Annotated in this window: 21 protein-coding genes and 1 tRNA gene; 15 read left to right on the top strand and 7 right to left on the bottom strand. The window is 61.8% G+C overall.

Annotated elements, in window-relative coordinates:
* The first annotated feature begins 18 nt into the window (after positions 1–18).
* Positions 19–1011 carry a methyltransferase domain-containing protein gene (locus tag AC0V8S_RS30065; RefSeq protein ID WP_475435086.1) on the top strand — a complete coding sequence of 331 codons (993 nt, stop codon included), beginning with the start codon at positions 19–21 and terminating at the stop codon, positions 1009–1011.
* On the opposite strand, the gene AC0V8S_RS30060 is transcribed toward AC0V8S_RS30065, so the two are convergent.
* Positions 1012–2016 carry a glycosyltransferase family 2 protein gene (locus tag AC0V8S_RS30060; RefSeq protein WP_475435084.1) on the bottom strand — a complete coding sequence of 335 codons (1005 nt, stop codon included), beginning with the start codon at positions 2014–2016 and terminating at the stop codon, positions 1012–1014. It abuts the gene before it with no gap.
* A 338-nt stretch (positions 2017–2354) separates the two neighbouring features.
* Between AC0V8S_RS30060 and rffA the strand changes: the two genes are divergently transcribed.
* On the top strand, positions 2355–3443 hold the full coding sequence (rffA, locus tag AC0V8S_RS30055; protein ID WP_475438724.1) for a dTDP-4-amino-4,6-dideoxygalactose transaminase: 1089 nt from the start codon (positions 2355–2357) through the stop codon (positions 3441–3443).
* Between the two features lie 59 nt (positions 3444–3502).
* Entirely contained in the window at positions 3503–4204 is a 702-nt protein-coding gene (locus AC0V8S_RS30050) for a WbqC family protein (RefSeq protein WP_183457521.1), read from the top strand.
* Positions 4205–4262: 58 nt separating this feature from the next.
* Here the strand turns inward: AC0V8S_RS30050 and AC0V8S_RS30045 are convergent.
* Both AC0V8S_RS30045 and AC0V8S_RS30040 read right to left on the bottom strand, forming a co-directional pair.
* Positions 4263–4337: transfer RNA gene (locus AC0V8S_RS30045), tRNA-Gln, on the bottom strand.
* 227 nt (positions 4338–4564) lie between these two features.
* The gene (locus tag AC0V8S_RS30040; RefSeq protein WP_183457523.1) at positions 4565–4909 is read right to left on the bottom strand and encodes a VOC family protein; all 345 of its coding nucleotides are present in this window, start codon (positions 4907–4909) and stop codon (positions 4565–4567) included.
* A gap of 225 nt (positions 4910–5134) precedes the next feature.
* On the opposite strand from AC0V8S_RS30040, the gene ppdK reads away from it, so the two are divergent.
* The 3 genes from ppdK (at position 5135) to AC0V8S_RS30025 (ending at position 9969) form a co-directional block, all read left to right on the top strand.
* Positions 5135–7813, top strand: coding sequence for a pyruvate, phosphate dikinase (gene ppdK / locus AC0V8S_RS30035; RefSeq protein ID WP_475435082.1), 2679 nt, complete (start codon positions 5135–5137; stop codon positions 7811–7813).
* Positions 7814–7932: 119 nt separating this feature from the next.
* Positions 7933–9036: a glycosyltransferase family 9 protein gene (locus AC0V8S_RS30030; protein ID WP_475435080.1), complete on the top strand. Its 1104-nt coding sequence runs from the start codon at positions 7933–7935 to the stop codon at positions 9034–9036.
* A 192-nt stretch (positions 9037–9228) separates the two neighbouring features.
* Positions 9229–9969: a polysaccharide deacetylase family protein gene (locus tag AC0V8S_RS30025; RefSeq protein WP_475435078.1), complete on the top strand. Its 741-nt coding sequence runs from the start codon at positions 9229–9231 to the stop codon at positions 9967–9969.
* Positions 9970–10022: 53 nt separating this feature from the next.
* Here AC0V8S_RS30025 and AC0V8S_RS30020 read toward each other — a convergent pair whose 3' ends face one another.
* Positions 10023–10412: a DUF427 domain-containing protein gene (locus AC0V8S_RS30020; RefSeq protein WP_183457529.1), complete on the bottom strand. Its 390-nt coding sequence runs from the start codon at positions 10410–10412 to the stop codon at positions 10023–10025.
* A 131-nt stretch (positions 10413–10543) separates the two neighbouring features.
* Positions 10544–10900: a hypothetical protein gene (locus tag AC0V8S_RS30015; protein ID WP_095198636.1), complete on the bottom strand. Its 357-nt coding sequence runs from the start codon at positions 10898–10900 to the stop codon at positions 10544–10546.
* Between the two features lie 319 nt (positions 10901–11219).
* On the opposite strand from AC0V8S_RS30015, the gene AC0V8S_RS30010 reads away from it, so the two are divergent.
* Both AC0V8S_RS30010 and AC0V8S_RS30005 read left to right on the top strand, forming a co-directional pair.
* Positions 11220–12848, top strand: a complete 1629-nt coding sequence (locus AC0V8S_RS30010; RefSeq protein WP_475435075.1) for a fatty-acid--CoA ligase — start codon at positions 11220–11222, stop codon at positions 12846–12848.
* An 80-nt stretch (positions 12849–12928) separates the two neighbouring features.
* Positions 12929–13714 (top strand): DUF1499 domain-containing protein, encoded by a 786-nt coding sequence (locus AC0V8S_RS30005; RefSeq protein ID WP_475435074.1) that lies wholly within the window; start codon positions 12929–12931, stop codon positions 13712–13714.
* A 71-nt stretch (positions 13715–13785) separates the two neighbouring features.
* Here AC0V8S_RS30005 and AC0V8S_RS30000 read toward each other — a convergent pair whose 3' ends face one another.
* Complete coding sequence (locus tag AC0V8S_RS30000; protein WP_475435072.1) at positions 13786–14799, bottom strand: LacI family DNA-binding transcriptional regulator; 1014 nt, start codon at positions 14797–14799, stop codon at positions 13786–13788.
* A 198-nt stretch (positions 14800–14997) separates the two neighbouring features.
* Between AC0V8S_RS30000 and AC0V8S_RS29995 the strand changes: the two genes are divergently transcribed.
* From AC0V8S_RS29995 to AC0V8S_RS29975, 5 genes are read left to right on the top strand one after another with little or no spacing between them, the layout of a single operon-like run.
* Positions 14998–16041 (top strand): ABC transporter substrate-binding protein, encoded by a 1044-nt coding sequence (locus AC0V8S_RS29995; RefSeq protein WP_183457535.1) that lies wholly within the window; start codon positions 14998–15000, stop codon positions 16039–16041.
* A gap of 36 nt (positions 16042–16077) precedes the next feature.
* Complete coding sequence (locus tag AC0V8S_RS29990; RefSeq protein WP_183457538.1) at positions 16078–17115, top strand: ABC transporter ATP-binding protein; 1038 nt, start codon at positions 16078–16080, stop codon at positions 17113–17115.
* Positions 17112–17999, top strand: coding sequence for an ABC transporter permease (locus AC0V8S_RS29985; RefSeq protein WP_475435069.1), 888 nt, complete (start codon positions 17112–17114; stop codon positions 17997–17999). Before AC0V8S_RS29990 ends, AC0V8S_RS29985 begins: the two co-directional genes overlap by 4 nt.
* Positions 17992–18783, top strand: a complete 792-nt coding sequence (locus AC0V8S_RS29980) for an ABC transporter permease (RefSeq protein WP_095198630.1) — start codon at positions 17992–17994, stop codon at positions 18781–18783. The genes AC0V8S_RS29985 and AC0V8S_RS29980 overlap by 8 nt, the downstream gene beginning before the upstream one ends.
* Before the next feature lie 14 nt (positions 18784–18797).
* Positions 18798–19718: a phosphorylase family protein gene (locus AC0V8S_RS29975; protein ID WP_183465205.1), complete on the top strand. Its 921-nt coding sequence runs from the start codon at positions 18798–18800 to the stop codon at positions 19716–19718.
* A 35-nt stretch (positions 19719–19753) separates the two neighbouring features.
* Here the strand turns inward: AC0V8S_RS29975 and AC0V8S_RS29970 are convergent, their stop codons facing one another.
* On the bottom strand, positions 19754–20662 hold the full coding sequence (locus tag AC0V8S_RS29970) for an MBL fold metallo-hydrolase (protein ID WP_183457540.1): 909 nt from the start codon (positions 20660–20662) through the stop codon (positions 19754–19756).
* Between the two features lie 115 nt (positions 20663–20777).
* Between AC0V8S_RS29970 and AC0V8S_RS29965 the strand changes: the two genes are divergently transcribed.
* Positions 20778–21368, top strand: a complete 591-nt coding sequence (locus AC0V8S_RS29965; RefSeq protein WP_183457542.1) for a biotin transporter BioY — start codon at positions 20778–20780, stop codon at positions 21366–21368.
* Between the two features lie 64 nt (positions 21369–21432).
* Positions 21433–22467: an NAD-dependent epimerase gene (locus AC0V8S_RS29960; protein ID WP_475435066.1), complete on the top strand. Its 1035-nt coding sequence runs from the start codon at positions 21433–21435 to the stop codon at positions 22465–22467.

The raw sequence follows: 22467 nt of genomic DNA, 5'->3' as shown, positions 1-22467 counted from the left end.
AAATGGGCGGTTCCGCGAATGATACCGGAATTGAATTTTGTTTCCCCGTTGACTAGACAGCCGCTGACAAAGACGCCGGACGGCTCCGCGTTGCTGGGCGGGTCAGATGAGCGCTATCCCCTGATCGACGGCATCCCGCAACTGCTCATCCGCTCCGGCCAGGTGCAGGCCTCTTCCGACAGCCATGCCTATTACCGCGAGCGGGCAAGCGAATATGATCATGGCATCGAGGTAATGTTTGCCATGTTCCTTGCGGACGAGGAGCAAACGCGCAGGGACATGTTTGCCCAACTCGAGCTTCGGCCGGATAGCAGGGTGCTCGAGATCGGTTGCGGAACCTGCCGCGACACCATCCATCTGCTGGATATGCCCATTGACGTATTTGCCGGCGACCTGTCCCTCGAAATGGTGCTGACGGGTCGGGACCGGCTGCTCCGCGCCGAGAAGAACACTTCGCGCCTGCAGTTGTTCTGCGCCGATGTGATGCACTTGCCTTTCGCGGATGGATTCTTCGATGCGGCCTATCATTTCGGCGGCTTCAACCTGTTCCCCGACTACAAGGAAGCTTTGGCTGAAATCACCCGCGTCGTGAAGCCGAACGGGCGGGTCGTGGTCGGCGACGAAGGAATCGCGCCCTGGTTGGCAAACAGCGAATTCGCCAGGATACTGGAAAACTCCAATCCCCTGTTTCGCCATCGTGCGCCGCTGGACTGCATCCCGGTCGATGCGCGACAGGTCGGCTGCCGGTGGATTCTCGGCGGGTCCTTCTATCTGATCAGCTTCGTGAAGGGCCAGGGAGAGCCGCCGCTCAATCTCGACGTCACGTTCCCCGGACGACGGGGCGGATCGCACCGGACCCGCTATTTCGGCAAGCTGGAGGGCGTTGCCCCCGCATTGCGCGACCGAGTGCTGGATGCGGCGGCGGCCGAGGGGATATCCGTGGTCGCCTGGCTGAAAAAAACACTTGGCCGAGCTGTGCAGAATGCTCCGAGTGATGGCGTCGACGACTAGCTAGTCGCGCACCCTCTCCGGCCCAAGGGATGACCGATCTTCAACGGCGGCATGACCATCGACCTGCCCCTCAATCCCTGTCGCAGGGCCACGATGAATATCTCGAATTATCGTGTAGGGACGACGTTTGGTTTCGGACAGTATGTTGGCAATATATACGCTAAGAATGCCGAGAGTGAGCATCGTCACGCCACCAAAGAACCATATGGAAATGATTATGGAGGTAAATCCGGTAACGCCTATACCATATGTGAGGTATCTGGTAACGTAATATAAGACAGATAATATTGATAATATCGAAATCGCCAATCCAGAATATAGTAAGATATATAAAAGCTTTGTGGACGTCGTCATCAAATAGCGCGTCGCCATTTGAATGCGCCGGCTGAGTGAATAGGTCGTTGGGGATAAAGCATGCTTGACGACGATCTGCGAATCCTGCCGGAAACCGGTCAGCTGAAACAGATGGGCGATGATAAACTCATGATCCTGATGGCTGACGAGCGCGGCGACGTAGGCGCGTGTCATCAGCCGCGCGATCACCAAATTACGTGGCAGCTGCAGGTCGCTCAGCGCATTGGTGATTGAGAAGAACAGCGTGCCGGTCCATCTCTCAAAGGTGCCGCCACGTCGAGCTTTCTGCACCCCATAGACCACATCGAGTTTCTGTTCCGACATCTGGTCGGCAAAGGACAACAGCCACTCGGGCTCTTCCTCGAGATCGCTGTCGATGAGGAACACCCGATCGCCCTTGGCGTGGGCCAGCCCGGTCATGATCGCCTTGTGGTGGCCGAAATTCCGCGACAGGTCGATGACTGTGACGTGCCGATCAACCATGCTGCGCGCGACCGCCAGGTCCAGGCTGCCATCGGGAGAGCCGTCATTGACGAGGATGATCTCGAATTCATCCCCGACCAGGCGGTGCGCCACGGCAGAGATCCGGTCGCAAAACTCGGCGATATGGGACTCTGACTTGTAGAGCGTGCTGACGACGGAAAGCTTCATGAGGGGACGGGTCCGTTGCTGCGCCAAGCGCTTCCGCCCGACGTCTCATTTCAGCTATCGTTGCCCCAGGAAAAGCAACACCGTCAACCTGGCTTCCTTCATTCTACGTCCTCAGCGCCGAAATCGGATGTTCTCGCGCCCAATTTCCCAAGTTGGCTTGCTCAAGCCGCCAATTAATGGAACTGTCCTGGTTGAAGTACAGGAGGTACTTTCTTTCGGCGACACCAGTAGCGCCGTTTGGCGGGGGGACGACAGTGTCCGATTCTTTGAACAAGCCTTTGCGGACTGCAGGGTCGCTGCCTGTTGCATTCAATCGCCTGCACTTGACCGGACGGGAGATGCTCTACATCGCTGAGGCGCGAGTCGCCCAGCACATGTCCGGTGACGGGACCTTCACCAAACGCTGCCATGCCTGGATAGAGGAGCATGTCGGCTGCGCAAAGGCGCTGCTGACCCATTCATGCACGGCGGCGCTGGAGATGTCGGCTCTCCTGCTGGATATTGTTCCCGGCGACGAAATCATCATGCCGTCTTACACATTCACATCGACCGCGAATGCGTTTGTGCTGCGCGGCGGCGTGCCCGTATTCGTCGACATAAGGGAGGATACCCTCAACCTCGACGAGCGCCTGATAGAGGCCGCGATAACCCCAAGGACACGGGCGATCGTGGTGGTCCACTATGCCGGAGTGGGCTGCGAGATGGACGCAATACTTGATATCGCGCACCGGCATGGCCTCAAGATCGTGGAAGATGCCGCCCAGGGTGCCATGGCACGCTACAAGGGGCGGCCGCTCGGCAGCATCGGCGATCTTGGGGCGCTAAGCTTCCATGAGACCAAGAACCTGATTTCGGGTGAGGGCGGGGCGCTGCTGATCAATGACCCCGAGCTGAGCCAGCGGGCTGAGATCATTCGCGAAAAGGGAACTGACCGCAGCCGGTTCTTCCGCGGCGAGGTCGACAAATACACCTGGCAGGACGTCGGCTCCTCCTATCTCCCCAGCGATTTGCTGGCGGCATTCCTGCTCGCACAGTTCGAAGATGCGGGGACGATCACCGCGGAGCGCTTGCGGATTTGGAACCGCTATCACGAGCTGCTGGCGCCGCTGGAGCAGGCCGGGCAGCTTCGTCGACCAATCGTTCCGGCCGAGTGCGAACACAATGCGCATCTCTACTACGTGCTGCTGCCCGAGGGCGTTGACAGGCGTGGCGTGCTGGCCGATTTCCAGGAAAATGGCATCGCCGCCATTTTCCACTATGTTCCGCTGCACGAATCGCCGGCGGGCCGACGCTACTGCCGGACACATGGCGATCTGCGCGTCACCACCGAAGCCGCCGCGCGCCTGATCAGACTGCCGCTGTGGTATGGCCTCAGTCTCGCTGCCCAGGAGGGCGTGGCCGCGGTGCTGAGCGCCGGTCACCGCTGAACAATCCGCAAGGACGTTGGGCTACCCCCGGGATTCTTGGTGCGTGAAGCTGCGAGCAGATGACGAAGCGGGTGGCCATTCTCCAGTCGAACTATATCCCCTGGAAGGGATATTTCGACCTCATCGCTGCGGTCGACGAGTTCATCCTCTACGACGACATGCAATATACCCGTCGCGACTGGCGCAATCGCAACAAGATCAAGACGCCCGCCGGAGCCCAATGGCTGACCGTGCCTGTCGTGACCAAGGGAAAATACCTTCAGAAGATCCTCGAAACCGAGATAGACGGCGCCGACTGGGCTCAATCGCACTGGCGGCAGCTGCAACAAAACTACCGCCGGGCAAGCTGCTTTTCGGAAATAGCCGAATGGGTGGAGCCGCTCTATGGCCGCCACTATACGCACATATCGGACCTGAACCGCTGCTTCATCGCGGCAATATGCGGGTATTTGGGGATCACCACGGCCATCACGTCGTCCAGCGCGTACCAGCTCAACGGTGCCAAAACCGAGCGTTTGGCTGACATTTGTGCCCAGGCGGGAGGAACGGTCTACGTTTCAGGGCCGTCCGCAAAGGACTACATCGTGCCCGACGTCTTCGAGCTCAAGGGAATCAATCTCGAATGGTTCGACTATGAGGGTTATCCTGCCTACCCGCAGCTCTGGACGGGATTCATCCACCAGGTGTCGATCCTCGATCTGCTGTTCAACTGCGGAAAGCAATCGCCTCAGTTTATGAGGTTCGTCGCCAAGCGGGCCTAGTTCTGGCGCCTTGATCAAAAAATTTACTAAGTCATTGATTCAATACACAATCATTGATTGGCTGGGGCGCCAGGATTCGAACCTGGGAATGTCGGTACCAAAAACCGATGCCTTACCACTTGGCGACGCCCCAATAGCCGTCAGAGTCGCTTGTGCGGCGCGTTATTAGCAGAGCAGCCGAAAAGCACAATCCTTATGGCGATGGCAAGAACGCTCAAATCCAGCAATCCACAAAAGCCGCCAGATCCTGCCCGAGCGGGCTAAAGCAATTCCAGGAAAAGTGTGGCGGTTTTCCGTCCGGAATTGCGTCAAAACAAAGAGTTAGAGCGGTTCGCCGTTTCCGTGAAACGGTGAACTGCTCTAGTCACCCCAGACAGCCAGTTCATTGCCGGCCGGATCGATGAAGTGGAAGCGCCGGCCCCCGGGAAACGCGAAGATCGGCTTGACGACCGTACCGCCTGCACTTTCGACGGCGCTCAGCGTTTCTTCGAGGTTGTCGCTATAGAGCACAGGCAGCGGCTTGGCCGGTGCTTCCGCGGCATCGGCCTGGAAACCGCCATCCAGGCCCTCGGCAAAGGCTGAATAGGTCGGCCCGTAGTCGGTGAACGACCAGGCAAAGGCAGAACTGTAAAAAGCCTTCAACCGGTCCAGCCTGCCGCCGGTCGCCGGCATTTCCAGATAGTCGAGTTTTCCAGTCAGTTTCACGGGGCACCTCTTTGTTCCCTTTATGTTCTAGTCTTCGGACCCTGAGGTGGCAAGTCTTTTTGCCGCATGTCCGGGCGAGGCTTTCTCTTAATCGATTGTAGCGGCAGGGCGGCTTTGCCGGCGCTTGCCTTTCGCACTGCAGCATCATATCGCTCCAAAGTCGGACCTGGGTGGAACTTTCCGTTTCGCCAATCTTTCCAATCTCCTGCAACCGGAGAGCAAAGCATGACCAAATGGGTTTTCACCTTTGGCGATGGTGCGGCGGAAGGCCGTGCCGGCGACAAGAATCTGCTGGGCGGCAAAGGCGCCAATCTGGCCGAGATGTGCAGCCTGGGCCTGCCGGTACCACCGGGCTTCACCATCACCACCGAGGTCTGCAATGCGTATTATGCCAATGGCCGCGCCTATCCGGCGGGGTTGGAAGCCGACGTCGCGGTCGCGCTCGATCACATCGGCCGGCTGACCGGCCGCCGGTTCGGCGATCCGTCGAAGCTGCTGCTGGTTTCGGTGCGCTCCGGAGCCCGCGCCTCGATGCCGGGCATGATGGACACCGTGCTCAATCTCGGCCTCAACGACGAGACCGTCGAGGCCCTGGCCACCGATTCCGGCGATGCGCGGTTTGCCTATGACAGCTACCGCCGCTTCATCCAGATGTACTCGGACGTGGTCATGGGCCTCGATCACGAGGTGTTCGAGGAGATACTCGAAGACCAGAAGGCCAGCCTCGGCCACGAGCTCGATACCGAGCTGACGGCCATCGAATGGCAAGCCGTGATCGCGCTCTACAAGGCCAAGGTCGAGGAAGAGCTCGGCAGGCCATTCCCGCAGGACCCGCAAGAGCAGCTCTGGGGCGCCATCGGTGCGGTGTTCTCGAGCTGGATGAACAACCGCGCCATCACCTACCGGCGTCTGCACGACATTCCCGAAAGCTGGGGCACGGCGGTCAATGTCCAGGCCATGGTGTTCGGCAATATGGGCGAGACCTCGGCCACCGGCGTCGCCTTCACCCGCAACCCGTCGACCGGCGAAAAGCAGCTTTATGGCGAGTTCCTGGTCAACGCGCAGGGCGAGGATGTCGTCGCCGGCATCCGCACGCCGCAGAACATCACCGAGGCCGCCCGTATCGCCGCCGGCTCCGACAAGCCGTCGCTGCAGAAGCTGATGCCGGACGCCTTCCAGTCTTTCGTCACCATCTCCGACAGTCTGGAAAAGCACTACCGCGACATGCAGGACCTCGAATTCACCATCGAGCGCGGCAAATTGTGGATGCTGCAGACCCGGTCGGGCAAGCGCACCGCCAAGGCGGCGCTGAAGATTGCGGTCGAAATGGCCAGGGACGGCCTGATCACCAAGGAGGAAGCCGTCGCCCGAATCGACCCGGCGTCGCTCGACCAGTTGCTGCACCCGACCATCGACCCGAAGGCCGCGCGTGACGTCATCGGTGTCGGTCTGCCGGCGTCGCCCGGCGCTGCCACCGGCGAGATCGTGTTTTCCTCCGGCGATGCCGAGGACCTCAAGGCGCAAGGCCGCAAGGCGATCCTGGTGCGCATCGAGACCAGCCCCGAGGACATCCACGGCATGCACGCTGCCGAAGGCATCCTGACCACGCGCGGCGGCATGACCAGCCATGCGGCTGTTGTCGCGCGCGGCATGGGCAAGCCCTGCGTGTCGGGTGCCGGCTCGCTGCGCGTCGACTACAAGGCGGGCACGCTGCTCTCGATGGGACAGACCTTCCGCAAGGGCGAGATTATCACCATCGACGGCGGCAACGGCCAGGTGCTGAAGGGCACCGTGGCGATGCTGCAGCCGGAGCTGTCCGGCGATTTCGCCGCCATCATGGAATGGGCGGACGCCGTGCGCCGCATGAAGGTGCGTACCAACGCCGAAACACCGCTGGATGCCCGCATGGCGCGCTCCTTCGGCGCCGAAGGCATCGGGCTTTGCCGTACCGAGCACATGTTCTTCGATGGCGACCGTATCGTCGCCATGCGCGAGATGATCCTGGCCGACACCGAGAAGGACCGGCGCACCGCCCTTGCCAAGCTTCTGCCCATGCAGCGCTCGGATTTCCTCGAACTGTTCGAGATCATGGCCGGTCTGCCGGTGACGATCCGCCTGCTCGATCCGCCGCTGCATGAATTCCTGCCCAAGACCGAGGCTGAGATCGCCGAGGTTGCCGCCGCCATGAACGTGTCGCCCGACAAGCTCAGGCAGCGCACCGAAGCGCTGCATGAATTCAACCCGATGCTCGGCCATCGCGGTTGCCGCCTGGCCGTCTCCTATCCCGAGATCGCCGAAATGCAGGCGCGCGCCATTTTCGAGGCCGCTGTCGAGGCCGGCAAGAAAGCCGGCGCACTGGTGGTGCCCGAGATCATGGTGCCGTTGGTCGGCCTGGTGAAGGAACTCGACTATGTGAAGGCGCGCATCGATGCGGTCGCCAAGAGCGTCATAGAGGAGACCGGCGTCAAGATCGAGTATCTCACCGGCACCATGATCGAACTGCCGCGCGCGGCGATCCGCGCCCATGTCATCGCCGAGTCCGCCGAGTTCTTCTCCTTCGGCACCAACGATCTTACCCAGACCACTTTCGGCATCTCGCGCGATGATGCGGCGTCGTTCCTGGAGACTTACCGCCAGAAGGGCATCATCGAGCAGGACCCATTCGTCTCGCTCGACATAGACGGCGTCGGCGAACTGGTGCGCATGGCCGCACAAAAGGGCAGGGCGACGCGGCCGGAGATCAAGCTCGGCATCTGCGGCGAACATGGCGGCGACCCGGCATCCATCCGTTTCTGCGAGGAGGTCGGTCTCGACTATGTGTCGTGCTCGCCCTATCGCGTGCCGATCGCCAGGCTGGCGGCCGCGCAGGCCGCGGTCCAGGCGGCGAAAACGGGGCGCGGATAGGGGGAACAAAGCTTACGGTTTTGTATGAAAACTCACGCGAACGTGCTGAAGGTATTGCGTAATCTCGACATTGTTCCTGCCCAATTTGCGGACGGCCCGCCAATTGTCCCCGGAATCACATGTTGCAGATCTCACCCGCGCCGTTCCGCTCGATCCTGGTCATTCAAACGAAGTTCATCGGCGATATCGTCCTCGCCTCGACGCTCGCCAGGAACCTGCAGCTCGAATTCCCCGGCGCCAGGATCGTCTTCCTTTGCGAAGCGCGCTTCAAAAGCTTCGTGGTCGCGCATGGCATCGCCTCCGAAGTGGTCACGTTCAGCCGATCCCGCATGCGCGGCTCCCCGCTTGAGCGCGCAAAAGAGCTCTATGCCATGGTGCGGGAGTTGCGCGGCTTCCGCTTCGATCTGGCGATCGACCTGACCGATTCCAAGACCTCGCGCCTGGTCAGCGGGCTCGTCAACGCAAAGACGCGGGTCGGCTACAATCCTCCCGAAAGGCCGCTGAAGCTCCTGGAGCGGCAGCCCGCCAATCTGTTTGCAAAACCGCAGGGGTTTGGCGGCCAGCATTTTGTCTATCGCTATCTTTCGCCCCTTGAGGCGCTCGGCATCGATCTGCGTGTGACGGTGCCGAGCCTTCAGCCGCTGCCATCGGAGACCCTGAAAGCCCTGGCGCTTCTGGGCAAGCATCGTCTCAACCCAAACGGCTTCATCGCCGTGCATGCGGGCGCGAGCTTCAAGGGCCGGCAGTGGCAGCCGGAACGGTTTGCCGAGGCCATCGACGAAATCGTAGCCGACAGCGGATTGGGCATTGCTCTGGTGGGAGGGCCGGACGAATGCGAGGCCGCCGCGCGGATCATAGCCAGGACGGCGGCGCCGGTCGTCGACCTTGTCGGGTCGCTATCGCTCGAGACTTTGCTGGCTGTCCTCAAACAGGCGCGGCTGTTTCTTGGCAATGAGAGCGGCCCGATGCATATGGCGGCCGCCACGGGCACGCCGGTTGTCGGGCTTTTCGGCCTGACGCATCCGTCGCGCTGGGGGCCTGTCGGCGTGCCCAGCATCGCGCTGCGGCCGCCGATGCCGTGCGACTGTGTGGCCAAGGACTTGTGCCGCCCGAAGGACCCCAGCAAGGCGTGCTGCGTGTGGCGCCTGGAGGTGAAGCCTGTCGTCGAAGCGGCGCGCGAGCTCCTGGCGCGCACAGAGATGAGGCGGGAACGCGCTGTCTGAACGGCGATCAATCGTTGAGGGCTACCGAATGGCTCGTGCAACCACGCGGGCGGTCAAATTGCCGCGCCAGGCATTTTTCTGCTATCCATCGTCCCGATTTCCGCCTTCATGCGGGTCTTTGGATACCGGCTTGAAATCGCCAGTCTCGAAAATCAACGGTCTTCAAAAATCGCAAGTCAGGAATTCGGTTTGATGCGTCTGCTGCAAAGACATCTCTGCATGATTGCCATGTCGTTGGCGGTGGTATCCAGCGCCCATGCCGCGACTCTGGTCGAGCCGACGCTGCGCATCAAGCCCGCGGCAAGCGGAGCCGGCCGCGTTGCGCTCACGCTCGATGCCTGCGGCGGACAGACCGACACACGCATTCTCTCGGCGCTGGTGGAAAACAAGATCCCGGCCACCATTTTCGTCACTGGCATCTGGCTGAAGCGCAACGCCGCGGCGGTCGAGATCATGCGGGCGCATCCCGACCTTTTCGAACTGGAAAATCACGGCGGGCGCCATATCCCTGCGGTCGACACGCCGCAGAAGATCTATGGCATAAAGAGCGCCGGCAGCCCGGAGGCCGTGCTGGCCGAGGTCGAGTCGGGGGCCGCGGCGCTTGCCAGGACCGGTGAGCCGGCACCGAAATGGTTCCGCGGCGCGACCGCCGAATACAGCCCCTCGGCAATCGCGATGATCCGCAAGCTCGGCTTCAAGATCGCCGGCTTCTCGATCAATGGCGATGGCGGCTCGCTGCTGGGCGCCAAGGAAACCACCAGGCGTATCGCCGCGGCCAAGGACGGTGACGTCATCATCGCCCACATCAACCAGCCGACCCACGCTGCCGGCGAGGGCGTGGTTCAGGGCCTGCTGGCGCTCAAGGACAAGGGCATGACCTTCGTGCGCCTCGACGATGCCGATGGCACGGGCAATCACGGCACCACCGACTAAGGGTGCGCCTGACCTGAATCTCAACGCACCCCGATGCGTTCGGGTCGGAGCGTTCAGCCCGGCTCGGCTTCGATGCTGACCTTGCTGGCGTAGAACGCGCCGTGGTCGCGGATTTCGGTCATTTCGTCGAAGGGCCGCTCGTAAGCCCACATCGCATTCTGACCGGTTTCGCCGGCAGGCAGCACGCTCCAATAGCTGGCGTCGCCCTTGTAGGGGCAATGGGTCGAGTGCTGCGTGCTGCTGAGCTTGTCGAAATCGATATCGGCGAACGGAATGTAGAAGGCCGGGGAATAGGGAGCCTCCGTCAGCACCTTGGCCTTGCTGGATGACGCGATGACTGTATCGCCGGCGCGCACGGTGACGGTGCCGATATAGGGCTCGATGGTGATGATCTTGTCGGGATTGCGCTGGAAACCGGGTGCCGGGTTGGCGATCTTGTCCATGCTGTTTTCTCCTTACCTCGCCCCGTAAGGTGTGGCGGGTAAGGCTGTTGCGCAAGGTCCGTTCACATCACGAAAACCGGCGCCGGTCGCCGAGGCGTGGCGCTACAGCGCTTTCGGGCGTCCGCCGAGGCTCAGGCGGCGGTCTTGAATGCGTCCATCAGTCCGGCATAGGCGGCCGCGATGCCCGCCACCGGGTTGCTGCTCCTCGAAACGGTCTCGACTTTCAGCGAGCCGCCGCCGGTCGGCAATGTCAGCAGAAGGAATTGGCGATTGCCACCAGCGCCGACGGACGCCGCCGCGACGTGCTGGCCTTCTCCTTCGTTCTGGACGCACATCTTGAAAAGCAGCGTGCCGCCGACCGCTTCGAGCGCGCCGCCGACAACTTCAACAAATTCGTCTTCGGAAACAGTCTTTTCGTCCGGCCCCAGATCGGCCAGGCTTTCGGCAAGTGTGCTCTCAAGCACTTTGTCGTCGAGCTGCGTGTCCATGCGAACCTCTTTCAGTCGCCAATCGCACCCCTTTGCCCGTTAACGAAACTTAACGCGGACGATGGCCGGATTGTGGCGGATTTCCCGGTCATTTCGCAAGGCAATGCCGCAGCAATGGTGGTTTGGACCCTCCTGCCATCTCGATGGCACGAGGGATCAGCAGCCTGAAATCCAAAACATACCAGAATTCAAACGCTTGCCGTTGCGGAACGGGCTCTGAAATTCGTGTCCCGCGCAAGCGGGTGACTGGACAATCCGACGGTTCGCTTCACAATGCGCCAAAGCTACGACGCAAAATGCGCGAGGGAGGAGGAACGAGATGCTGGGGCTGATGCAGGAATGGCCGCTGCTGTGCCACAAGCTTATCGACAACGCTGAACGGCAGCATGGGGTGCGCGAGATCGTGTCGCGCTCGATCGAGGGACCGATCGTACGCACCACCTATGCCGACATTCATCGTCGTTCCCTCAAGGTTGCCCAGCGGCTGGAGCGGGACGGCTATGGGCTGGGCGACCGCATCGCCACGCTGGCCTGGAACACGGCGCGCCATATCGAGGCCTGGTACGGCATCATGGGTGTCGGCGCGATCTATCATACGCTCAATCCGCGCCTGTTTCCCGAGCAGATCATCTGGATCATGAACCATGCCGAGGACAAGGCCGTCTTCGTCGACCTCACCTTCATACCGTTGCTCGAGAAGATCGCCGGTGCCGTCAAATCGCTGAAAAAGGTGATTGTGCTGACCGACAAGGCGCACATGCCGCAAACGACCTTGCCCAATGCCGTCGCCTATGAGGACTGGCTTGACGAGGTCGATGGCGATTTCGCCTGGAAGACCTTCGACGAAGGCACCGCCGCCGGCATGTGCTACACATCGGGCACGACGGGCGATCCCAAGGGTGTCGTCTACAGCCATCGCTCGAACGTGCTGCACGCCATGATCGCCGCCATGCCCGACGCGATGGGCTTGTCGTCGCGCGACACGATCCTGCCGGTGGTGCCGATGTTCCACGCCAATGCCTGGGGCCTTGGCCAGAGCGGCCCGATGATCGGCGCCAAGCTGGTCATGCCCGGCTGCAAGATGGACGGCGCCTCGATCTATGAATTGCTCGACACCGAGAAGGTGACCTTCAGCGCCGCCGTGCCAACCGTGTGGATGATGCTGCTGCAATATCTGGAGGAGACCGGCAAGAAGCTGCCCTATCTGAACAAGGTCGTCATCGGCGGCTCGTCCTGCCCGCGCGCGATCATGATGAAATTCCAGGACAATTACGACGTCCAGGTCATCCATGCCTGGGGCATGACCGAAATGTCGCCGCTCGGCACGCTGTGCACCTTGAAGCCCGAATATGACGATCTCCAGGGCGCGGCCCGGCTCGATGTCCAGCAGAAGCAGGGCTATCCGCCCTTCGGCGTCGAAATGAAGGTGACCGATGACGAGAACAATCCGCAACCCTGGGATGGCAAGACCTTTGGCCGCCTGAAGGTGCGCGGACCGGCCGTCGCCCGCGCCTATTACGGTGGCGTCGGTGCGGAGCAGTTCGATGAGGACGGCTGGTTCGACACCGGAGACGTCGCCCATATCGATGCCGGCGGCTACATGCAGATCACCGATCGGGCCAAGGACGTCATCAAGTCCGGCGGCGAATGGATTTCGACCATCGACCTTGAGAATCTGGCCGTCGGCCATCCGGACGTGGCGGAAGCAGCGGCCATCGGCGTCCATCATTCGAAATGGGGCGAGCGGCCCTTGCTGGTCGTCGTTGCCAAGCCGGGCAAGGAGCCGACCAAGGCGGAGATTCTCGGCTTCATGGATGGCAAGGTGGCCAAGTGGTGGATGCCCGACGATGTCGCTTTCGTCGGCGAAATACCGCATACCGCCACCGGCAAGATCCAGAAGATCACCTTGCGCCAGCAGTTCAGGGATTATCGCTTGCCGACGGATTGACGGGATGTTGCGTGTTTCGGCTTCAAGCCGCCGCGAAAATTCACTAAACCTCCGTCCGGGTTGGGGCAACGCAGAGAACAATGGTTAGCATTCCCGAACGGCGAACGTCGAAGGCTGCCGGCTGGTCGCGGCGCACCGGCGCATTTTCAGCGGTGCTTTTGCTGACCGACTTTGTCGGCCACCGCTTCGATCTCATCGAAACGCCGGTGTTCCTGTGGGTGCTGGGCCTTGTCGCGCTGCTGGCGGCGCTGGCGCTGCTGTTCGCCGCCTTTGCCTTTTCGAGGCTATGGAAATTTGGTGACCGCGGTGGCCGCGACCTGACCGTCGGCGCCTTGCTGGCACTGCTGGTGCTGATCCCCTATGGCGTCGCCGCCTACTGGGCGACGATCTATCCGCCGCTCCGGGACATCACGACCGATTTCGATGATCCGCCCGCGCTCGACGTCAGCGACCGGACGAAGGACATGAATGTGCTCGTCCCATCGACGCCGGGCGAACAGCGGCTGCAGGCCGACAGCTATCCGCTGGTCACCGCGCGCAGCTACGACCTGCCATTCGAGACGATCGTCAATGCCGTCGAAACCGTGCTTGACCGGCGCAGTTGGGAGCTTTCCGAACCCTATCCTGACCTTGCCGGGCAAAGCGACGTGACCATCACCGCCGTCGCCAAGGGCTTCGTGCTTGGCCTTCCGGCCGATGTCGCGATCCGGGTGACGGACGACGGCGATACGGTGATCGTCGACATGCGGTCGGCTTCGCGTTACGGCCGCTACGACCTTGGCGACAATGCCCAGCGCATCACCGATTTCCTGGCGGAACTGGATCAGGAGGTCGCCGGCCAGGTCGGAGCGGCGCCTGCCGAGTGAAGTCCAGAACATCTTGCAGCCAGGCGGATTTGCGCAGTGCCGCACAAATGTGGCTTCAGTCTGCAAGCGGACTATTCGGCCGGCTCGAACCTGCCTTGCAGCAAGATCGTCGCGACCGGACCAAGCGGATTGGCGATCCGGCTCTCGAGGACCTCGATTAGTTTGTGCCCGACATCTGCCATGTCCACGGAATGAACGCCGATGTTCGCCGGCAGGAAGCGCGCCAGACGAGTGTTGTCACGGGTGACGATGTGAACGTCGCGGCCCGGCACCAGACCCCGTCTGCCGAGAGCGTGCAACGCGCCAAGAAGGCCCAGTTCGTTGGCGCATGCCAGGCCCGTCGGAGGATCTGACGACGCCAGCAGGCGATCGAACCAGGCCGCGCTCGATTCCATTGTGAATGTGCCGTCACCGATCAGCGATTGGTCGATCGGGATCCCGGCCTCGGCCATCGCCCTTCTATAGCCGGCGAGACGCGTGGCGCTCGCCTGATCCTTCTGCACGAGAAGTTGTAGAGCAATGCGTCGACAGCCCTTGTCCATGAGCCGCCGGGTCGCCTCATAGGCGATCTGTTCATTGTCGATATCGACATAGGGATAGGCGATGTCCAGGTCGGTTCTTCCAAACGCGACAAACGGTATGCCCTGATCCAGCAGCAGCCTGACGCGCGGATCGTCCGAGACCATGCGCGTGATGATCAGACCGTCCGCGCTGTGCGCCTGAAGCAGGCGCTGCACGCTTTCGACGGGATCGTCGTCGGGCGTGGTGGAATAGATGGACAGACTATAGCCCGCTTGCCGCGCCGCCAGCGTCAGTCCTTCGATCAAAGGAAGCTTCGCGAGATCCGACAGGTAGTCGCGTGTTTCCATCGGCAGCACCGCCGTCAGCGTCAGGGTCTGTCCGGTTTTCAGCGCGCGGCCGTGATGGTTCGGGACATAGCCGACCCGCTTCGCCACCTCCTTGACGCGCGCCACGGTCGAGGGATGCACCTCCGGCCCGTCCTTCAACGCGCGTGATACCGTGGTCACCGAAAGGGAAAGTTCCGCCGCGATCTGTTTTAGATTGGCCATGTCGCCCGACTTCATTTGCGAAAGCGCCGGCTGATTTGCTTGGCATCGTAACGTTACCGGATTCGACCCGGGGGTCAAATCCGGGCTCGCCGAAACTGACCGAGTTCGCCTGAAAGCAGCTTGACTCTGAGGCATTTCGCGGTAATCGTAACGTTACGATTTCAAAAAAAGGCCACATAAGGCGATATTTCGGCGAATCCTGGAGGAGAACACATGTCCCGGTTACTACGCATTTCGTTGGCGGCGATCGCAGTCTCGGCCGCCGTGCCCGTCTATGCCCAATCAGTCACCATCACGACCGCGGGCGGCGATTATGGCAACGCCATGAAGGAGGCGATGTGGGCCCCCGCCGCAAAGGAACTTGGCTATGATGTTCGCGAGGAAACGCAGAGCGATGGCCTTGCCGCTTTGAAGATGCAGGTCACCGCGGGTGCGGTCACCACCGACATCATCCACCTCGGCTCGCCGGAAGGCGCCCAGGCGGCCGCCCAGTCGCTGCTGGAGCCGCTTGACTACAAGATCATCGATCCCAACTCCGTGCCGGCCGGCGCAAAGTCCGATTACTGCTATCCTTTCGACTCCTATGGCACCGTCATGTCGTGGAGCACCAAGACCTATGGCGAGAATCCGCCAAAGACCTGGGCGGAGTTCTGGGATGTTGCCAAATTCCCGGGCCGTCGCGCGCTGCGCGCCAATGCGCAGGACCTGATCGAGATCGCGCTTCTCTCCGACGGCGTGGCGCCGGCGGACGTCTATCCCACGCTCAGCACGCCCGAGGGCCTGGCGCGCGCCATCAAGCGGCTTGAAGCGATCAAACCGAGTGTCTCCGTGTGGTGGACCTCCGGAGCGCAGTCGGCGCAATTGCTGAAGGACGGCGAGGCGGATCTGGTCGTTACCTGGAATGGGCGAGCCCAGACGGTGAAGGCGGATGGCGGCTCGGTTGACTACACATTCAAAGGTTCCGTCATCGGCACGGACTGCCTTGGAGTGCCGAAGGGAGCGCCGAACAAGGAAGCGGCCATGAAGCTCATCGCGGCGATGACGCAGCCCGCACGCGTGGCGAAGCTGACCGACTTCATCGCCTATGGTCCGGTCAATCCTGCCGGCTATGAGGGTGGTCTTATCCCAAAAGATCGTCTGAAAACCCTGGCGACAGCGCCTGAAAACGCCGGCACTTCGGTGTTTTCGAACGCTGACTGGTGGGTCAAGAACGGCGAGGCCGCTCAAAAAGCCTTTGATGAAATGATGAGTCGCTGAGTCTATGGTGCATCAGCTCTAGACGTTCGAGCCCTCATGAAGTCGCTCCCGATCACCATCGACAGCGTGCGCAAGACCTATGGATCTTACGTCGCGCTGGACGATGTATCGCTCGACATTCGGGCTGGCGAATTCTTGACGCTGCTGGGGCCGTCCGGATCGGGCAAGACCACTTTGCTCATGGCTCTGGCCGGGTTTGTCCGGCCCGATTCCGGCAAGCTTCTGTTGGGGGATCGGGACATCACCCGCCTGGCCCCCAACAAGCGCGACATCGGCATCGTATTCCAGAACTATGCCCTGTTTCCCCACATGAACGTCCTGGCGAATGTCGAGTATCCGTTGGCGCTGCGTAAGACGCCGAAAGCGGAGGCTCGGCAGCGGGCGCTTGACACCTTGGCCCGCGTGAAGCTCGAAGGTCTGTCGGAGCGCAACATTGCCGCGCTGTCCGGCGGCCAGCGCCAGCGGGTGGCGCTGGCGCGAGCCATCGTCTTCGAACCACGCGTGATGTTGATGGACGAGCCGCTGTCGGCGCTCGACAGGAATCTGCGCGAAACCATGCAGTACGAGATTAGGCGTCTGCATGATGATCTGGGGATAACCACGATCTATGTGACGCATGACCAGCGCGAGGCGCTGACCATGTCCGACCGGGTTGCCGTGATGAATTCCGGCCGCATCCAGCAGATCGATACGCCGCAGCGAATTTATGATCGTCCGTCGACCCGCTTCGTCGCGCAGTTCATGGGCGAGGCCAACATTCTGGCCCCGGGCTCAGTGCGCACAATCGACGGCGGCGATGCATCACACGAAACCCTGATGATCCGCGCGGAAAGCTTCCACCTGGATGCCAGGCTCGCCGGGCCAGGCGCAGTGGCGCTCGAAGGAATGCTCCGCGCCAAGGCGTTTCGCGGCGAGAACTGGCTTTTGACGTTGGCACCTGACGGTGGGCAGGAGGTTCTTGTCTGCATTCCGTCGGCACTTGCCGGCGGCTGCGCCGAGCTTGCCACCGGTCAGCGGGTGACCGTGTTTGCATCGGCAGCGAAAGCTCACGCCATACCGGGAGCGATAGCGTGACCATCGCCGCCGATCCTGCGCTCGCCGCCGATGCGCGAAGCGAACGGCGGTTCTTCCTTGCGCTTTCGCTACCGGCGCTTCTCATCGTCGGACTGGGGGCGATACTGCCCATCCTCTGGATTATCCGGCAGTCCTTCCTGACCACGGGGGACGAGTACACTGTCGGCAACTACGAGAAGGTGCTTTCGAGTGGACTGACATGGTCGGCACTCATAACAACCGTTGAGCTGTCCCTGGGGACGCTGGCGTTCTGCATCCTTCTAGGCACCCCCCTGGCGCTCGCCCTGGCCAGCGTCAGGCCAAGGGTGGCCAATTTGCTGATGGCCTTCGTCATGCTGCCGCTGTGGACCTCCATTCTGGTGCGCACTTATGGCTGGCTGGTGCTGTTGCGGCGCGATGGCCTGATCAACGCGGCTTTGACGGGCTCGGGAATGACAGGGGAGCCATTGCCGCTGGTCTACAACTTCACGGGAACGCTGATCGGCATGGTCCACTACATGCTGCCGCTCTTTCTGCTGCCTGTTTATGCCGCGATGCGCGATATCGACGCAAACCTTGTTCGCGCATCGGCGAGCATGGGAGCGACGCTCGGGCAGGCGATCCGCACCGTTATTCTGCCCCTTTCGGCCGGCGGCATCGTCTCGGGTTCGATGATCGTTTTCATCTACACCATAGGTTTTTTCATCACGCCGGCGGTGCTGGGCGGCGGCAAGGTAAATCCTCTTTCCATCCGGATCGAGCGCACGCTGTCGACCTTTCAGGACTGGGGTTCGGCGAGCGTCCTGGGCATTCTGCTGCTCGTTCTCATGGCGCTGGTCGGTGCGATGTTCCTGGTGGCGCGCCGACTGGTGGCGCGCAACAAAGTCGGTGCGGCTCATGCTTGAAGCCTATCCCGACAACAGGCTGGCCCGCATCTTCCTGTGGGGCTTTTCCGCGCTGGCAATGGCTTTCTTGATGCTGCCGACGCTGGTGGTCGTGCCACTCTCCTTTTCGGCGTCCGATCTTCTCGAGTTTCCGCCGCGCGCATACTCGTTGCGCTGGTACGAGAATTTCTTCGGTTCGGCGACGTGGATGGCCGGACTGAGGACGAGCCTGATCCTTGGGACGTTGACGGCGATGGTCGCGGTGCCCCTAGGGTTGCTGGCCTGCATCTCGATCAACCGGCTCGGCGGAAAGACCGCCTCAGCCATCCAAGGTGTACTGCTCGCCCCCTCCATCGTGCCGGGAATCCTGCTTGCGATCGGCCTCTTCTTCGTGCTGGCGGCGCAAGGCCTGGTCGGAACGCTGTTCGGCGTGCTGGTCGGACATGTGGTGCTGGCCATTCCGGTGGCGTGCATTGTGCTGTTGCCTGCCGTGGCCCGCTTTGACTGGAACCAGGTCCAGGCGGCGCGCAGCCTTGGTGCGGACTGGGCGAGGGCCATCGGCGGAATAATCGTTCCGCAACTTCAAATCAGCCTGTTGTCGGCGACACTGATGGCCTTCCTGACGTCACTCGACGAGTCCGTCATTTCGATCTTCGTCGCCAGTGGTCGCAACAGCACCCTGCCGAAGCTCATGTTCCTGTCGCTACGTGATCAGATCGATCCGACCATCGCGGCGATCTCGACATTGTGGACCGCCATCGTCGTGGTCGTCGTCCTGATCGTGACCCTTCGCCAAAAATCCTGACCGAGACTGGAAACATGCCTGCCCATCATCACGCAACCTCCGATCCGACGGATCAACCCACGGACATACCCCAGGTGGGGTTGGCGATCATCACCGGGTCGGCAAACTGGGGGCTTGCCTTCCCGGAAGATGTCCCGGTCGACGGCGTGCGCACCTTGCAGCGCGACATGAGTTTTGAAACGCCTTTCGGCCGCACCGACAACTGGAAGCTGCTCGAGTTCGATGCGTCGATTACCGCCGAAGGCAAAACGAAACGCGCCTTGTGCATGTATTCGCACGGCAATCCCCGCGACCATATCGATCATTCCTGCCATCGCCGCGCGTTCTGGGTGTTGATGCGCGCGGGTGTCCGACAGGTCCTGTCCTGCTCGACCATTGGCGCCGTCAACAAGGCCATCAAGCCCGGTGACATGGTGGTGAACGCCGATATTATCGAACTGACGCAGACGCCGTTTTCGCTGCTTCCTGGCCGCCAGAGCTTCGACTGCTCGGGCAAGCAGATCGTATGTCCAAGATGCGCGGCGGTTCTGGTCGAAACCGCCCGCCGTCATTGGCCAGCCGAATGCCGTGTTCATGGCATCGAACAGCAGTTGGTCGCCGCTCACTGTTACGGGCCGCGGCTGACGACCCCGGCCGAGGCCCTGGCGTTCCGGAGCATGGGGGCGGATGTGCTCAACCATTCGATCGCCCCCGAAGCCACCTTGTCGCGAGAGATCGGCGCGTGTTTCGTGCCTTTGGCGTTCGTGACGGCAGGCTTCAACGACTATATGGACCGCAATCGCCAGCAATTGCTGCAGGAAGACGTGTTGCCGAACCTGTCCATGACAGCCTCGCGGGTCGCGCTGGAAACCGCCGCACGACTCCCGGCCGATCCGGAATGCTCTTGCCAGGGTTTGAAGTCGCCTCAACCAGAAGAACGGTCCAGCCGGTTCTGAGGCAGGGCGGTGCAAGGTCGTGGCGAGGTCTTGGATTAGCCAGCCAGCATGAAAATACCGTCAATGGCAGGGGCGGCTTCCGTCGACACCATGCCGCGCGCCACCAGGTCCTCGAGATGCGCAAGCACCGACAGTCCGGCGGCGCCATGCAGCCGGGGATCGGTGTCGCGATAGATTGCCTTGACCATGTCGGGAATGGTCCGGTCGCCGGCCCTGACCCGCTCCAATATGGCCCGCTCGCGCATCTTGCGATGCGTCTTCAACCCGCGCATGAAAGCGCGCGGCTTGGTCACCGGCCCGCCATGGCCAGGCAGCAGCAGGCTGTCATCGCGCGCGATGAGCCGGTCCAGCGATGCCATGTAATCGGCCATCGCTCCGTCCGGCGGCGCGACGATGGATGTCGCCCACGCCATGACATGATCGGCCGAAAACAGGATGCCGGTTCCTTCCAGCGCGAACACCGCATGATTGGCGGTGTGGCCGGGGGTCAGAACCGTGCGGATCGCCCAGCCGTCGCCGTCGACCAACACATTGTCTGGCAGCGCGATGTCGGGAACGAAAGCGGTGTCGGCGCTGGCGTCGAGCGCATTGGTCTCGCCGATATGCAGCGCCCTTGCCGGCCGGTGCGGCCCCTCCGCCATCACCGTAGCGCCGGTGCGCTCCTTGAGCCGTGCCGCCAGCGGCGAATGGTCACGATGCGTGTGGCTGACGAAGATATGGCTGACCGGCCTGCCGGCGATCACGTCGAGCAGGGTCTGAAGATGTGCCTCGTCGTCAGGCCCGGGATCGATCACCGCCAGCGTGTCGCGCCCGACGATATAGCTGTTGGTGCCGTGAAAAGTGAAGGGGCTGGGATTCCGGACCGTGACGCGCTGTACGTCCGGTGCCACGTTCACGCCCTGGCCGTAGCGCGGATCGAAGCTGGTATCGAATTTGAGAGCCATATCGGCACATTGTTCCCGCAACGGCAAAACCGATTGCCGCATAGCACGCAAGCCAATATAGGAAAACGCTGAGACCGCGATTATCGGATCGCGACAGACCGGATTGGGGAAGACCATGGCAACTGCAACGACGATGCGCCCGCTTGTTTCTCTGGCTTTGCCGCAAGAAGGCGCGGCGCGACTGGCAACGCAGCTTTTCCTGGCGATTGCCGGAACGCTGCTGCTGACCTTGTCGGCCAAGACCAAAGTGGTGCTAGGCCCCGTCGATATCTCGATGCAGACGCTCGCCGTCCTCCTGATCGCCGCCGCCTTCGGCATGCGCCTCGGCGTCGCCACGCTGCTGCTCTACATGGCGGAAGGCGCGATGGGCTTCCCGGTCTTCCAAGGCACGCCTGAGAAGGGCATTGGCCTTGCCTACATGGTCGGCCCGACGGGTGGCTATCTCGCGGGCTTCGTGGTCATGGCGGCGATTGTCGGCTGGGCCGCCGATCGTGGCTGGGATCGCCACCCGATCAAGCTTTTCAACGCGATGCTGGTTGCCGAGGTGGTGATGATGGCGATGGGCTTTGCCTGGCTGGCGCTGCTCATCGGTCCGGAAAAGTCCTGGCAGTTCGGCGTCGTGCCGTTCGTTGTCGGCGACCTGATCAAGGTTGCGCTGGCGGCCAGCCTTGTGCCGGCCGTGTGGTCGCTGCTGAAGCGCTCCTGAGGTCTGCGGTAAGCTTGGCGTGCCATAGACGTCAGGGATCCAGTCCCAAGGGCGGGCGCTTCCGATGAAGGTTCTGGTCACCGGCGCCGCCGGCTTCATAGGCTATCATGTCGCCAGGCGGCTCCTGCAGCGTGGCGACGAGGTTGTCGGCATCGACAGCGTCAACGACTACTACGATCCGGCGCTCAAGCAGGCGCGGTTGCGGCTGCTGGCCGAGGCAAGCCGAAGCACCAATTCCGGCTATCATTTCATCCACGGTAATCTTGCCGACAGGGGCATCGTGGACGGCTGCTTTGCCGACCACGCCTTCGACCGGGTGATCCACCTCGCCGCCCAGGCCGGGGTGCGCTACAGCCTAGAAAACCCGCGCGCCTATGTTGAAAGCAACATCGTCGCTTTCACCAACATGCTGGAGGCCTGCCGCAATGGCGGCATAGCGCACCTGACCTATGCCAGCACTTCGAGCGTTTACGGCGCCAACACCGACATGCCGTTTTCCGAGCACCGTCCGGCCGATCATCCGCTGCAGTTCTATGCCGCGACCAAGCGCGCCAACGAACTGATGGCGCACAGCTACAGCCATCTGTTCGGGCTGCCGACCACGGGGCTGCGTTTCTTCACCGTATACGGCCCCTGGGGGCGTCCTGACATGGCGCTGTTCCTGTTCACCAGGAGCATCCTGGCTGGCGAGCCTATCAAGCTGTTCAACAACGGCAACCACACGCGCGACTTTACCTATGTCGACGACATCGCCGAAGGCGTGATCCGAGCCAGCGACAGTCCTGCCGCTGGCAACCCTGCCTGGGATTCCGGCCATCCGGACCCGGCAACGAGCATCGCCCCCTGGCGCATCTTCAACATCGGCAACAACAATCCGGTGAAGCTGACCGCCTATGTCGAGGCGTTGGAAAACGCGCTCGGCCGCAAGGCCATCATCGAGTTCTTGCCGCTGCAGGCCGGCGACGTGCCGGACACCTTCGCCGACACCTCGGCTCTGCAAGACGCCGTCGGCTACCGCCCCGGCACGTCCGTGTCCGACGGGGTAGGGCGGTTCGTCGAGTGGTACCAGGCGTATTTTGGTAACGACTCTAGGATATAA

It is taken from the genome of Mesorhizobium oxytropidicola (genome assembly GCF_056174625.1).
The sequence above is the reverse complement of the archived record's forward strand: the minus strand, read 5'-3'. Positions and strand labels throughout refer to the sequence as shown.

Coding starts and splice junctions, on each gene's coding strand:
- AC0V8S_RS30065 (WP_475435086.1), top strand. CDS start 19: ATGATACCGGAATTGAATTTTGTTTCCCCGTTGACTAGACAGCCGCTG.
- AC0V8S_RS30060 (WP_475435084.1), bottom strand. CDS start 2,016: ATGAAGCTTTCCGTCGTCAGCACGCTCTACAAGTCAGAGTCCCATATC.
- rffA (WP_475438724.1), top strand. CDS start 2,355: ATGCTCTACATCGCTGAGGCGCGAGTCGCCCAGCACATGTCCGGTGAC.
- AC0V8S_RS30050 (WP_183457521.1), top strand. CDS start 3,503: ATGACGAAGCGGGTGGCCATTCTCCAGTCGAACTATATCCCCTGGAAG.
- ppdK (WP_475435082.1), top strand. CDS start 5,135: ATGACCAAATGGGTTTTCACCTTTGGCGATGGTGCGGCGGAAGGCCGT.
- AC0V8S_RS30030 (WP_475435080.1), top strand. CDS start 7,933: ATGTTGCAGATCTCACCCGCGCCGTTCCGCTCGATCCTGGTCATTCAA.
- AC0V8S_RS30025 (WP_475435078.1), top strand. CDS start 9,229: ATGCGTCTGCTGCAAAGACATCTCTGCATGATTGCCATGTCGTTGGCG.
- AC0V8S_RS30020 (WP_183457529.1), bottom strand. CDS start 10,412: ATGGACAAGATCGCCAACCCGGCACCCGGTTTCCAGCGCAATCCCGAC.
- AC0V8S_RS30015 (WP_095198636.1), bottom strand. CDS start 10,900: ATGGACACGCAGCTCGACGACAAAGTGCTTGAGAGCACACTTGCCGAA.
- AC0V8S_RS30010 (WP_475435075.1), top strand. CDS start 11,220: ATGCTGGGGCTGATGCAGGAATGGCCGCTGCTGTGCCACAAGCTTATC.
- AC0V8S_RS30005 (WP_475435074.1), top strand. CDS start 12,929: ATGGTTAGCATTCCCGAACGGCGAACGTCGAAGGCTGCCGGCTGGTCG.
- AC0V8S_RS30000 (WP_475435072.1), bottom strand. CDS start 14,799: ATGAAGTCGGGCGACATGGCCAATCTAAAACAGATCGCGGCGGAACTT.
- AC0V8S_RS29995 (WP_183457535.1), top strand. CDS start 14,998: ATGTCCCGGTTACTACGCATTTCGTTGGCGGCGATCGCAGTCTCGGCC.
- AC0V8S_RS29990 (WP_183457538.1), top strand. CDS start 16,078: ATGAAGTCGCTCCCGATCACCATCGACAGCGTGCGCAAGACCTATGGA.
- AC0V8S_RS29980 (WP_095198630.1), top strand. CDS start 17,992: ATGCTTGAAGCCTATCCCGACAACAGGCTGGCCCGCATCTTCCTGTGG.
- AC0V8S_RS29975 (WP_183465205.1), top strand. CDS start 18,798: ATGCCTGCCCATCATCACGCAACCTCCGATCCGACGGATCAACCCACG.
- AC0V8S_RS29970 (WP_183457540.1), bottom strand. CDS start 20,662: ATGGCTCTCAAATTCGATACCAGCTTCGATCCGCGCTACGGCCAGGGC.
- AC0V8S_RS29965 (WP_183457542.1), top strand. CDS start 20,778: ATGGCAACTGCAACGACGATGCGCCCGCTTGTTTCTCTGGCTTTGCCG.
- AC0V8S_RS29960 (WP_475435066.1), top strand. CDS start 21,433: ATGAAGGTTCTGGTCACCGGCGCCGCCGGCTTCATAGGCTATCATGTC.